Source organism: Halomonas sp. DP4Y7-1 (genome assembly GCF_019800705.1).
GTDB lineage: Bacteria > Pseudomonadota > Gammaproteobacteria > Pseudomonadales > Halomonadaceae > Halomonas > Halomonas litopenaei_A.
In genome coordinates this window covers 124,620-137,380 of the sequence record NZ_JAHVKS010000006.1, presented here as the reverse complement: position 1 = coordinate 137,380, position 12,761 = coordinate 124,620, and the positions used below count along the sequence as shown (strand labels likewise).

Sequence of the window (12,761 nt, the reverse complement as noted above, 5' to 3'; positions counted from 1 at the left end):
GCCTCTTTGTCAGGTCTTTTTTGGTCGATCTTTCCAGCTCACTGTCCCTGCCGCTAGATCATCAGGACCACAATGAAAACCAAGAACCGTTCCCTTGATCGTATTGATCTCAAGATCCTTCGCTGCCTCCAGGACAATGCCCGTGTGTCGTATGTGGACCTCGCCGCTCAGGTAGGGCTGTCCACCACGCCGTGCCTGGAGCGGGTCAAGCGCCTGGAGCGCTCCGGCGTTATCCGCGGCTACAAGGCCATTCTCAATCCGCGCATGCTCAAGGCCAACCTGCTGGTCTTTGTGGAGATCAGTCTGGAGACGCAGTCTCCCGCCGTCTTCGATGAGTTTCGCCGGGCGGTCTCAAAGTTGCCGCAGATCCAGGAGTGCCACCTGGTCTCCGGTCAGTTCGACTACATTCTCAAGTGCCGGATTCCGGAAATGTCGGCGTATCGCCAGCTGCTGGGCGATGTGGTCCTGACGCTGCCCGGAGTCAAGGAATCCAAGAGCTACGTGGTCATGGAGGAGGTGAAGGAAGACTTCGCCCTGCATGTGCCGGACATCGCAGAATTCGAGGACAAGTGACCGCGCCATGAATGATCAGCAACTGCTGCGTTACAGCCGCCAGATCATGCTGCCTCAGGTCGATATCGAAGGGCAGGAGCGCCTGCTCGGCAGTCATGCCTTGGTCGTCGGGGCCGGAGGGCTGGGGTCTCCGGTGGCGCTGTACCTGGCCGCGGCCGGGGTCGGCGAGCTGACCATCGCCGATGCCGATAGTGTCGAGCTGTCCAATCTGCAGCGCCAGATCGCCCATCGCCAGGCAGACCTGGGACGCAACAAGGCGAGCTCTGCCGCAGAGGCTGCCACGGCGCTCAACGAGGGCTGTCAGGTGAATATCGTCGAGCAGCATCTCGATACCGCCGCCCTCGCTGCACTGGCCAGCAAGGTCGACGTCATCGTGGACTGCACCGATCGTTTCAGCAGTCGTTATGCGGTCAATGCCGCCAGCGTGGCGGCCGGCGTCCCGCTGGTGTCCGGGGCGGCCATTCGGTTCTCTGGCCAGCTGGCGGTATTTGATCCGCGCCAGGAGCAGAGCCCCTGCTACGCCTGCCTCTACCCCCAGGACGACCAGCAGGATGAGGCGCTGTCCTGCGCCGAGAGTGGCGTGATTTCCCCCCTGGTGGGGGTGATCGGCTGTTTTCAGGCCCTTGAGGCGGTCAAGCTGCTGGCGGGAGCGGGGCAGTCGCACCAGGGACTTGCTACCTTTGATGGCCTGTCCGGTGAGTGGCGTCATTACCGGCTGAGCCGCGACCCTCACTGTCCTGAGTGCCGCCAGCGTCCCACCGAGTCTCAGCCGCAAGAGCAGACGCCGTGAGCCGACAGCGGCCAGTCACGGATTTTGATATCCGCCTGCTGCGGGTGTTCAAGGCAGTGGCCGAGTGCGGCGGCTTTTCCGCTGCCGAGAGCGAGCTTGGCATCAGTCGGTCGGCCATCAGTCTGCACATGGGGGATCTGGAAAAGCGTCTTGGGCTCAAACTCTGTCGCCGGGGGCGAGGCGGCTTTGCGCTGACCGAGGAGGGGCGCGAGGTTCTGGAAGGGGCTCGACGTCTGCTGTCGGGGCTCGAAGCCTTTCGCACCGAGGTGAATGCGCTGCATCACAGCCTTCGTGGTGAGCTGAATATCGGCATTACGGACACGCTGGTCAGCTCGCCTGAGATGCGCATCACCCATGCCCTGGCCAGCCTCAAGGCCCAGGGCCCCGATGTGCGCATCAATATGCATATGGATCCCCCGGGAGAGATTGCCAGGGGAGTGCTGGATGGCCGCCTGCATGTGGGGGTGGTTCCGGCGGTCAATCTTCCCACCAGTCTCGACAGTCATGCGCTCTACAGCGAGCGTTCCGGGCTCTACTGCGGTCGAGGGCACCCCTTGTTCGACGCAAAAGACGTGGCACTGGACGCACTCACCGACTGGGACGCGGTGGTGCCTTCCTACCCACTCCCGGATGACGGTCGCGAGCGCCATCAGGGGCTCAAGGCCAGTGCCACCGCATCCGATCGCGAGGGTGCGGCCTTTCTGATCCTCACCGGGGCCTACCTGGGATACTTGCCAGATCACCATGCCCAGATCTGGGTGGCCCAGGGGCGGCTGCGTGAGCTTTGCCCGGCGCAGGCCGCGTACGAGACGCCGTTCGTCGCCATCACTCGCCGTGATCGGCGTCCGCATCGCGTGCTGGAAGTCTTTCTGGAGGCGTTGGGACACGATGCCCAGTCAGCGCGAGAGCCCTGATGATGGCGTGCGTTGTGTGCTCGCGTATTTCTGCTAGTCTGCTTCGTCGCTCATCGTTGATGATGGCGATGTGAGCGTATTGGGCCTGGACCAGGTGTCGAGTTTTTTTACCTTGATGGTGCTAAGTTCTGCCAGCTGCATAACAGTATGACCGACGCGTTAACGATGTCTTTTGGTCGTCCGGGACGATATGAAGCCAGAAGCGCAAAGTCTAGGTGTCGTAGCTGGAGACATGTTCGTCAAGGCCATCAGGATGGCCATGCGTTAGGAATTACTGACCTTAGGGTTAGTAGGTTTGTGTTATTGGATACTTGACGCCTGGTGGCGAAAAAATGGCACACTGTCGTCATCACCTTGCTAAAAAGGTGTGAGATTCGATAACAACAAGCGTTTACGCAACCAACACGGATTCTCCCATGACAGATTCTTCCTCGTCCGCGGCGGCCTCCTGGTACCGCGACTCCATCAAGGTGGAGCTGGCGCCGACACCGGCACTAGAAGGCCAGGTGCATGCGGACGTCTGTGTGGTCGGTGGGGGTATTACCGGCTGCTCGACAGCACTTCATCTGGCCGAGCGTGGCTACAAGGTGGTGGTCCTGGAAGCTCAGGAGGTCGGCTACGGCGCCTCTGGTCGCAGTGGCGGGCAAATCCTGCCGGGGCTTGGCACCGACATGAGTACCGTGGAGCAAGCCCTTGGGCTATCGGCTGCACGGGATATCTGGGAGATGAGTCGCGAGGCGGTTCGTCTGACCGCTGACCTCATCGAGCAGCATGACATTCCTTGCGAGCTTGCCTGGGGTTACCTGCATGCAGCGGTGAAACCGCGCCACGTTCGCGAGCTGCGCGAGCACCAGGACGCCATGGCCCGGAAGTACGATTACCGTGCGCTTGAATGGCGCGAGGGTGCCGCACTCAAGGAGCATGTGGTGACCGACGCCTATCCGGCCGCCCTGTGGGAGTCGGAAGCGGGCCATCTCCACCCGCTCAACTACACCTTGGGTCTCGCCCGTGCAGCGCAGCAGGCCGGGGCCGTCTTCCACGGCTTCAGTCCGGTCTCGTCGATCGAGCAGGGCACCCCAGCGCGAGTGCGCACGCCCCAGGGGCAGGTCACCGCCGACAGCGTGGTGGTCGCGACCAATGCCTACGGCGACGCATTGCTGCCCCGCCTGAGCGGGCGGGTCATGCGCTGCGCCAACTACATGATTGCCACCGCGCCCATGAGTGAAGAGCAGGCCGCGTTGGTGCTGCCCCGTAACGATGCGCTGTCCGATGCCAACTTCGTGCTGGATTACTATCGGCTGTCGGCGGACCGTCGCCTGATCTATGGCGGTGAGGTCAGCTACGATGGGCGCCCTCCACGCGGGCTCGAGGCGCGCATTGATGGCAAGATTCGACGTCTATTTCCCGTGCTCAACGAGGTTCAGATCGACTACCGTTGGGGTGGCGACGTCGCCATCACCTTCAATCGGGCGCCGGACTTCGGGCGTGTAGCGGCCAACGTCTACTACGCGCAAGGATACTCTGGACATGGCATGGCCATGGCCGGCCTCGCCGGCAAGCTGATGGCGGAAACGATTGCCGGCCAGAGCGAGCGCTTCGATGTCTTTGCTGCCATGCCCCATCGCCGCTTCCCTGGCGGTCGTCTTTTGAGGACGCCGCTGTTGTTGCTCGCCACACATTTCTACAAGCTTCGCGATCGGCTGTAGCAACGCACGGTCACTCTTTACCGACCGCAGCGTTTCACTGATGTGCCGACCATGACGAGGATCCCCCCTATGACCGAGATACCTTCCGCTCAGCGTGCGACCCAGCATGCGGGTGATTCCAGCGCTACGCCCGCGGACTCCGGCGAGGCTGAGCATGTTGCACAACCGCACGGTTCGTCACAGCACGAGCTGTCAGAGCATGGTCCTTCAGAGCACGACCGGCCCGCAGACGGCGGACCAGAGCGCAGCGCCTCGTCGATCCACATGCAGGGACTGCACAAGCGCTTCGGCAACAGCACCGTGGCCCTTGATGGCGTTGATCTCACTATCCAGGCGGGAGAGTTCTTTACCCTGCTGGGGCCGTCTGGCTGTGGCAAGACAACCCTGCTGCGGATCCTCGCGGGCCTGGAAGAAGCCGACGATGGACGTCTGACCATCGGCCAGCGTGATGTCACCGACGTGCCGCCCCACCAGCGCAGCGTCAATACGGTGTTCCAGTCCTATGCCCTGTTTCCGCACCTTTCCGTGCGCGAGAACCTGGCCTTTGGCCTCAAGATGCGCGGTGTCGATCGTCAGCAGCGGGAAGAGCGGGTAGCGCGTATTGCGCAGTTTATCCAGCTGGGGGATCTCATCGACCGGCGTATCGATCAGCTGTCGGGCGGCCAGCGTCAGCGCATTGCCCTGGCTCGAGCGCTGGTGTGCGAGCCGGACGTACTGCTGTTGGATGAGCCTCTGTCGGCGCTTGATGCGGGCTTGCGCAGCCAGCTGCAGGTGGAATTGCTGAGGGTCCAGAAGCGGCTGGGCATGACCTTCGTGTTCGTGACCCACGATCAGGACGAGGCCATGGTCATGTCCGATCGTATCGCCGTGCTCAACGGAGGCACGATCCAGCAGGTGGGGCCTCCACGTGATGTCTACGAACGGCCCGTCAATGCGTTTGTGGCGCGCTTCATGGGACATGACAACCTCTATCCCATCAGCCGCCGGCAGGGGGATCGGGTGACCACCGAGCTGGGCGAGCTGGTGCTCGAACCGGGCACGGCGGGCAGCGATGAGCTGCTGTTGATTCGCCCTGAAACCTTGGACGTGCTGCCGGGAACGCAGCAGGGCGCCAATCACCTGCATGGCAGGGTGGTGGAACGCCTGTATCGGGGCAGTCACGCCGAGTTTCGCCTGGCGGTCGGCGCGGCCACGATCCAGGCCACGATCAACAACCGTGGACACCGGCTGCCCGAGGTGGATGACGAGGTGACCCTGGTGGTGGCCGCTGAAGATCTTGTGACCGTTGCTGCATAGGGGGACCGAGCATGAACGATACTGCTGTGCTCGGCCGTAGCCGAGCCATGGTGACCGAGACCAGGCATCTGCTGTTTACCGTCAGTCCCGGTGCTGCATGGATCATCCTTTTTCTGGTGCTGCCCAGTGCCTATCTGATGGGCGTGGCCTTCATGACCAACGGGCCCTATGGACTGCCCGAGATGCCATTGTCGCTGGAGTCCTTTCGCCAGCTGGCGGGATTCGGCTTTCTGGGCTGGAGCCCGGGCAACCTCTATACGCTGTTGAGGTCGCTGTGGCAGACCGTGGTGGCGACAGGGTTGGTGGTCGTCGTGGCCTATCCGATCGCCTACTACATCACCACCTGTCGAGCTCGCTGGCGGCCGATCATGCTGCTGCTGGTGGTCGTGCCGTCCTGGACCAATCAGGTCATCCGCACCTTTGGCTGGATGAATCTGCTGGCACCGGGGACGCCGCTGTCGACTGCCGCCGAAACGTTGGGACTGATTGCCCCGAACATGGGCCTGTATCCATCGAACTTCGCCGTCACCCTGGGCCTGGTCTACAACTTCCTGCCGTTCATGGTGCTGCCGCTGTATGCCGCCTTTGAAAAACTGGATACGGCGCAGGTCGAGGCGGCCCAGGATCTCTACGCCACTCCGGTGAAGGCCTTCTGGCACGCGGTGTTTCCACAGACGTTGCCGGGACTGCTGGCGGGCGTGGTGCTGGTGGCCATCCCGGCCTTTGGCATGTATGTGATTCCTGAGCTGCTGGGCGGAGGCAAGGCGTTGATGCTGGGCAACCTGGTGGCCAACCAGTTCTCGGGTGGCTCCAACTGGCCGCTCGGCGCCGCCGGCGCCATCTTGATGCTGCTGGCAACCTTTGCTGGGCTTTATGCCATGCGGCGTATTGGCAAACGCCTGGGCGGTGGAGAGGAGGTGGTGATATGAGAAAGCGCACCCTCAAGCGTGGACTGACGGGCTTCTGGTGGTTGACCCTGGTCTTCCTGTACCTGCCGCTGGCTGTGGTGGTGATGTTTTCCTTCAACGCCGCCAATAGCGCCGCCAGCATGACCGGCATCTCCCTGCGCTGGTATCACCAGCTGTTTGCCAATGACCAGATCATGAGTGCCTTCGGCAATACCCTGGTGCTGGCGCTGGCATCGTCACTGATCGCCCTGGCGATCGGCTGTCTGATCGGGTACGGCATGTATCGCCACCGGCATCGCAAGCTGGGCTGGTTGATCGTGCTGATCTATCTGCCGATCGTGTTGCCGGATATCGTCTTTGGCATCTCCGAGATGGCCTTTTTCGTCAAGCTCCACGAGTTGACCGGCTGGTTCAAGCCTGGACTCGGGACGATGATCATCGCTCACGTGACCTTTCAGATTCCGTTTGTGGCGCTGATTGTCTACTCCCGTTTCGTGGGGCTCGACCCCACCCTGTTCGAGGCGGCCAAGGACTTGTACGCGACCCCGATCAAGCGGGTGGTGCACTTCATGCTGCCGACCATCAAACCGGCGTTGATATCTGCCTTCTTCCTTTCCTTTACCCTGTCGGTGGATGATTTCGTCATCAGCTTCTTCACCTCGGGACCGGAAAGCGCCACCTTGCCGATCTATATCTGGGGGGCCATCAAGAAGGGGGTTTCACCAGAGATCAACGCCATTGCCACCTTGATGATCGCTGCCGTGGCGCTGGCTGCTGTCGCCAGCCTTGCCATCAATCGGCGCAAGGCGTGAAGGACCGATAACCGATACCTGTTCCATGACCCAGGGCACCAGGGAGACCCACACCATGCTCTATCGCAACCGCATCGCCGCCGGCATCACCTTGGCCAGCGTCCTGTTCACGGGGGCCGCTCAGGCCGAAGAGGGCAAGCTGTACCTGTTCAATTGGACCGAGTACATGGACCCCGAGATCATCGAGGCGTTTGAGGAGAGGTACGACGTTGAGGTCGTGACCAACTACTTCAACTCGAACCCTGAAATGATCGCCAAGCTCAATGCTGGCGGCACGTCCCAGTACGACATTGTGGTGCCGTCGAACTACTACATTCCGCGGATGATCGAGACGGGTCTGGTGCAGAAGCTTGACCGTGCACTGATCCCGAATTTCGATAACCTGATGGACCAGTTCAAGGACCCCAGCTTCGACCCGGGTGCTGAGTACTCGGCGGCGTATCAGTGGGGCACCACCGGTATCGTGTATAACACCGAGACCTTCCCTGAGGCGCCGAAGAGCTGGTCATTGCTGTTTGATCCGGAGGTCAATGGCGACTATCCGTTCTCGATGATCCAGGACGGCCAGGTGGCCACCGGCAGCGCCTGCGCCTATCTGGTAGGCAACTTCCAGTGCAGCAGTCTGGATGATTTGAAACAGGCCGCGAGACTGCTGATCGAGACCAAGAACCGCGATAACTTCTCTGGTTTTACCGATGGCACTCCGACGCTGCAGCAGCTGGCGCGGGGCGTTACCCACGTCGGCATGTCCTTCAATGGCGACTATCTGTACTTCAAGGATGAAGACCCGGAAACCTTCGAGCATCTCGCCTTCATCATTCCCGACGAGGGTGCCGAGATGTGGGTGGACTCCATGGTCATTCCCGTGGATGCCCCCAACCCGGAACTCGCGCACAAGTTCATCGACTTCATTCTGGACGCCGAAATTGGCGCTCAGCTGTCCAATTACAACTATTACGCAAGCCCCAACGAGGCCGCGCGGCCTTACCTCGATGAGGTGCTGACGCAGCCGCCGACCCAGCCGACCGAAGACGATATGGAACGCCTTCGCTTCACCCCCAGCCTGTCAGGCCAACAGCTGCAGACCTTCCAGCAGCTGTGGTCCGAGGTAAAGGCTCGGTGATGCCACTGCCGCGAGGCGTTCAGCGCCTCGCGGCGTCGGCCCGGCCACGGGCCCCGGGACGGGGCTCGGCCACCGAGTGAGACACTCACGCAACGGAACACTCTCATGAGTAACCGCCAGGAAAGCCCAGCGCTTAGCGACTGGTTCAAACAATATGGTATTACCGAGGTCGAGTGCCTGGTCACCGATCTCACCGGCATCCTCAAGGGCAAGATCATGCCCGCGGGCAAGTACCTGAACGGTGGTCGGCCGCGCCTGCCGGACTCGATCTTCATTCAGACCGTGACCGGCGGCTACCCGGACGACGAGGATATCCGCTTCTGGAATCCCGCCGAGCGGGACATGGAGCTGGTCCCCGACCCCAATGCGGTGTTTCTGGTCCCCTGGGCTGACGATCCCACCGCCCAGATCATTCACGACTGTCACTACCTCACTGGTGAGCCGGTGGAGCTGGCGCCTCGCTACGTTCTCAAGCGCGTGCTGGAGCTCTATCAAGCGCGAGGCTGGACGCCCGTCGTGGCCCCGGAGGTCGAGTTCTTTCTGGTCAAGACCAATACCGACTCGGACTACCCCCTCGAGCCCCCGGTAGGGCGGACCGGTCGACAGGAGAGCAGTCGACAGAGCTTCTCCATCGATGCGGTCAACGAGTTCGATCCTCTGTTCGAGGAAATGTACGACTACTGCGAGGCGATGGATCTGGATCTGGATACCCTGATCCATGAGGAAGGCGCCGGGCAGATGGAGGTCAACTTCCAGCACGGTGATCCGCTGGTGCTAGCGGATCAGGTCGTGATGTTCAAGCGCGTACTGCGTGAAACGGCGCTGCGTCATGGCATGTATGGCACCTTCATGGCCAAGCCGATGGCCAACGAGCCGGGCAGCTCCATGCATATTCACCAGAGTCTGGTAGATCCGGCAACGGGTCGAAACCTGTTTGCCAGTGACGACGGTCAGCCCAGTCGCCTGTTTCACCATTTCATCGGCGGGCTGCAGCGTTATCTGCCCGCCGCCATGCCGCTGCTGGCGCCCAACGTCAATTCCTACCGGCGTCTGCTGCGCACCGAGACCTCTGGTTCGGCGCCCATCAACGTCGAGTGGGGCATGGATAACCGCACGGTAGGCCTGCGTGTCCCTGTGTCAGGGCCGGAGGCGACCCGGGTCGAGAACCGGTTGGCCGGAGCCGACGCCAACCCCTATCTGGTGATGGCGGCCTCTCTGGCCTGCGGCTACCTGGGAATGCTGGGCCAGGTAGAACCGCGTCCGCCCATGGTCGGGTCTGCCTGGTCGGGCGGTAACAAGCTGCCCGACGACATCGGCCCCGCGCTGGACTTGCTGCATGGCTGTGAGGCCCTGGCGGGTATTCTGGGGGAGCGATTCACCAACAGCTATCTGGCGGTCAAGCGTGCCGAGCACCGAGAGTACTTCCAGGTGATCTCCTCCTGGGAGCGTGAGCATCTACTGCTTCGGGTGTAGGTAGATGATGGTGTGTCGGCGTTGACATCGAGCCAGGCGATTGCTTGGCTCGTTGCATATGGGAAGCTTGGGGTGGTGATTATTTGATGTCGCCGGGGTTGGTTTTGACGCTTTCAACCGCGTAGAATGCGATCATATGTTGAATAAAATAACCATGTGAGAGGTTTTTATGGCCAGGTCAGCTTCTACGTCCTCTGCGGCGGCATCAGCCAACAGCGTTCATCACGCGGCCTCCTGGTATGCCGCTTCGGCCAATGAGAGTCCCCAGCGTCCGGCGTTGGCAGATGACGTAAGTTGTGATGTCTGTGTGGTAGGTGCCGGATTCACCGGTATCTCCGCCGCCCTGCATCTGGCCGAGAAGGGGCTGAAGGTCATCGTACTCGAAGCCGCACGTGTCGGTTATGGTGCCTCTGGTCGCAATGGTGGTCAGATCGTCAACAGCTATAGCCGTGACATGGATGTCATCGAGGACAAGTACGGGGCTGATACGGCTCGGGCATTGGGAGACATGGCCTTTGAAGGCAACCGCATCATTCGTGAGCGTATTGCCCAGTACGGCATCGATTGCGACCTGCGTGAGGGCAACCTGTTTGCGGCCTGCAACGACAAGCAGCTCAAGGGGCTGCGTGAACACAAGGCCTTGTGGGAGCGTTACGGCCACCATCAGCTGGAGTTGCTGGAAGGCGATAGCTATCGCCGTGAAGTCGGCAGCGACCGCTACAGCGGGGCGCTGGTCGATCATTCCGGCGGTCACCTGCATCCTTTGAATCTGGTGCTGGGGCAAGCGGCGGCGCTTGAGTCTTTGGGTGGCGTGATCTACGAGCAGAGCCCGGTGGAAGCTCTGGTGCATGGTCAGCCGGTACAGCTCAAGACCCGCCATGGGCGAGTCCACGCTGATAGGGTAGTGATGGCGGGCAACGCCTACATGAGCGGCGTCATGCCCGAGCTCGAGGCCAAGTCCATGCCCTGCGGTACTCAGATCATCACCACCGAGCCGTTGAGCGATGACCTGGCCCGCTCGCTGCTGCCGAACAACATGGCGGTGGAAGACTGCAACTACCTGCTGGACTATTTCCGGCTGACACGCGACAACCGATTGATCTACGGTGGCGGCGTCAACTATGGCGGCGAGGACCCCGCTGACATCGAGGCTGTCATTCGTCCGAAGATGGAAAAGACCTTTCCGCAGCTCAAGTCCACCAAGGTGGACTTTGCCTGGAGCGGGACCTTCCTGATGACGTTGAACCGACTGCCTCAGTTCGGTGTCATCAATGACAACGTCTACTACGCCCAGGGCTATTCAGGACACGGGGTTACCTGCACCCATCTGGCGGGGCGGCTGATCAGTGAGGTGATGACCGGTCGCGATGAGCGCTTTGATGCCTTCGCCGGTCTCCCTCATTTGCCGTTTCCCGGTGGACGCATGCTGCGCGTGCCACTGTCCGCTATCGGCGCCTGGTACTACGAGACCCGGGACAAGCTGGGACTATAGGGCTTGTACGAAAAGTGCCTGCGCTTGGTGATACGGCGTTAAAAATCGCCTTAAAATGCTCATTTACACCTCGTAAACTGCGCTTTCTCACCGATTTTTGCCTTGTCTAACCTTCGCTCGTCGACTTTTCGGACAAAGCCTAGGTCGGCGTCCTCTAGGGCTGTCGTCTCGGCGTCGCCAATGGGGGCCACCCTTGTCGCGTCGGGACGACAGTACGACAAAAACCTTGCAAGTTGACCGAGAAGCCTTCGAACGCTGTTCGATAATGGCTAGGATGGTGTCATCAACCTACGCCAAGACGCCCATCACGGGTGATAAGTGCCCGTGAAGGAGCAAGGAGAACAGCATGAGCAAGTCGATCATTGTCGGTTCCACCCTAGCGGTCTTCGGTCTCGGTGGCTTGGCCTTTGGTGCCTGGCAGGTCCAGCAGGCGCCCCAGGGGCCTCAATTCGCCAACATTACCGCGGTGACGCCGGTCACCGAGACCGTCAGCACACCGCGCCAGGTCTGCGAAAATGTGCAGGTGTCGCGTCAGGCACCCACCCGTGACCCTCACAGTATCCTGGGCAGTGCCGCGGGTGCCGTCGTAGGCGGCCTGGTCGGTAACCAGATTGGTGGCGGTAGCGGGCGCAAGATCGCCACGGTGGCCGGCGCCATCGGCGGAGGCTTTGCCGGCCGAGAGGTTCAGCGGCACATCGAGTCCGGGCAGACGGTGACCACTACCGAGCAGCGCTGCCACACGGTCAACGATACCAGCGAGAAGACGTTGGGCTATGACGTGGCCTGGGAGTATGACGGTGTACGCCAGGTTGCTCGCCTGGAGAGCGCGCCGGATGGTGACCGGGTGTTGCTGGAACAGGGGCAGCCCCAGTGGGAGGTGGTGACGCAATCCACCGACCGCTCGTGAGGATTGCCGCCAAGGGATGATAAGATCCCTGCATCTCCAAAAGACGCCGGAGCCCGTCAGTGGCTTCCGGCGTCTTTTTTCTTTTCATGGGCTGATGCTTAGGGGCCGATATTCATGGGCCGATGTTCAGGTGCAAAGGGTAGGTTCGCAGTCAACGGCGTGACGGAGGGCGTTCACTCCGACTTGCGGCTGTCCACTTCCTTGCCCAGCGCATCAATAGGGCGACTCGAGGGGAAGGTGTACGAGGCATAGCGCACGGCCAGCACCGCCAATGCCAGCAGGAAGATGCCCCCGCACAGATAGAGCAGGCTGATATCCGGCTTGGGATGGTGGGAAATGTCCCCTATCAGGTAGCGGGTCAGGGCAGTAATGGCGACGTAGAGCAGAAAGCGAATCGGCAGGTGGTTGGTCTTGAAGTAGATGCCGACCATGGCGCCTAGCTCAAGGTAGATAAACAGCAGCAGGATGTCGTCTACGCTTGCGTGCCCAGAGCTGATCATGGCGATGAACGTCCCCACCGAGGCCCAGGCGATCATTCCGCCAATCACGAACAGTCCCAGGTAGTGGAAACCTTCCACAAGCAGGTTGCCAACGTCATCGGCGTGGTGGTGCATCTTGTCGCGGCTGCTGCGGGCCCATTTCACATTCCATTCCTCATTGGCGGGGTCTGATCTCACGCTATCCCGATGGCTAAGCGCTGACAAGTCGCTACCCCTTTGGTTCAGGCTGAAGTCTTGATCCAGACGCGCAGTTCTCGCCGCTGCCTA

The 12,761-nt window shown here is 61.2% G+C and carries 12 protein-coding genes; 11 read left to right on the top strand and 1 reads right to left on the bottom strand.

Going from position 1 to position 12,761, the window contains the following annotated elements:
* Nucleotides 1-72 precede the first annotated feature (72 nt).
* The 11 genes from KUV72_RS12875 to KUV72_RS12825 all read left to right on the top strand — a co-directional run bounded on the left by KUV72_RS12875 (nucleotide 73) and on the right by KUV72_RS12825 (nucleotide 11,994).
* A complete protein-coding gene (locus KUV72_RS12875) occupies nucleotides 73-573 on the top strand; it encodes an Lrp/AsnC ligand binding domain-containing protein (protein WP_206943397.1) in 501 nt (166 codons plus the stop codon).
* Nucleotides 574-580: 7 nt separating this feature from the next.
* Nucleotides 581-1,363, top strand: coding sequence for a HesA/MoeB/ThiF family protein (locus KUV72_RS12870; RefSeq protein ID WP_222238681.1), 783 nt, complete (start codon nucleotides 581-583; stop codon nucleotides 1,361-1,363).
* On the top strand, nucleotides 1,360-2,277 hold the full coding sequence (locus tag KUV72_RS12865; RefSeq protein WP_315857897.1) for a LysR family transcriptional regulator: 918 nt from the start codon (nucleotides 1,360-1,362) through the stop codon (nucleotides 2,275-2,277). Before KUV72_RS12870 ends, KUV72_RS12865 begins: the two co-directional genes overlap by 4 nt.
* Nucleotides 2,278-2,693: 416 nt before the next feature.
* Nucleotides 2,694-3,983, top strand: a complete 1,290-nt coding sequence (locus KUV72_RS12860) for an NAD(P)/FAD-dependent oxidoreductase (protein WP_222238679.1) — start codon at nucleotides 2,694-2,696, stop codon at nucleotides 3,981-3,983.
* A 69-nt stretch (nucleotides 3,984-4,052) separates the two neighbouring features.
* Nucleotides 4,053-5,279, top strand: coding sequence for an ABC transporter ATP-binding protein (locus KUV72_RS12855; RefSeq protein ID WP_222238678.1), 1,227 nt, complete (start codon nucleotides 4,053-4,055; stop codon nucleotides 5,277-5,279).
* Between the two features lie 11 nt (nucleotides 5,280-5,290).
* Entirely contained in the window at nucleotides 5,291-6,208 is a 918-nt protein-coding gene (locus tag KUV72_RS12850; RefSeq protein WP_222238677.1) for an ABC transporter permease, read from the top strand.
* Nucleotides 6,205-6,999, top strand: a complete 795-nt coding sequence (locus tag KUV72_RS12845; protein WP_222238676.1) for an ABC transporter permease — start codon at nucleotides 6,205-6,207, stop codon at nucleotides 6,997-6,999. Before KUV72_RS12850 ends, KUV72_RS12845 begins: the two co-directional genes overlap by 4 nt.
* A gap of 55 nt (nucleotides 7,000-7,054) precedes the next feature.
* Nucleotides 7,055-8,122, top strand: coding sequence for a PotD/PotF family extracellular solute-binding protein (locus KUV72_RS12840; RefSeq protein WP_206943385.1), 1,068 nt, complete (start codon nucleotides 7,055-7,057; stop codon nucleotides 8,120-8,122).
* A 105-nt stretch (nucleotides 8,123-8,227) separates the two neighbouring features.
* Nucleotides 8,228-9,595: a glutamine synthetase family protein gene (locus tag KUV72_RS12835; RefSeq protein WP_222238675.1), complete on the top strand. Its 1,368-nt coding sequence runs from the start codon at nucleotides 8,228-8,230 to the stop codon at nucleotides 9,593-9,595.
* A gap of 169 nt (nucleotides 9,596-9,764) precedes the next feature.
* The gene (locus KUV72_RS12830) at nucleotides 9,765-11,087 is read left to right on the top strand and encodes an NAD(P)/FAD-dependent oxidoreductase (RefSeq protein ID WP_206943383.1); all 1,323 of its coding nucleotides are present in this window, start codon (nucleotides 9,765-9,767) and stop codon (nucleotides 11,085-11,087) included.
* Nucleotides 11,088-11,433: 346 nt separating this feature from the next.
* A complete protein-coding gene (locus tag KUV72_RS12825) occupies nucleotides 11,434-11,994 on the top strand; it encodes a glycine zipper 2TM domain-containing protein (RefSeq protein ID WP_206943382.1) in 561 nt (186 codons plus the stop codon).
* 173 nt (nucleotides 11,995-12,167) lie between these two features.
* Here the strand turns inward: KUV72_RS12825 and KUV72_RS12820 are convergent, their stop codons facing one another.
* Complete coding sequence (locus KUV72_RS12820) at nucleotides 12,168-12,638, bottom strand: phosphate-starvation-inducible protein PsiE (protein ID WP_222238674.1); 471 nt, start codon at nucleotides 12,636-12,638, stop codon at nucleotides 12,168-12,170.
* Between the last annotated feature and the right edge of the window lie 123 nt (nucleotides 12,639-12,761).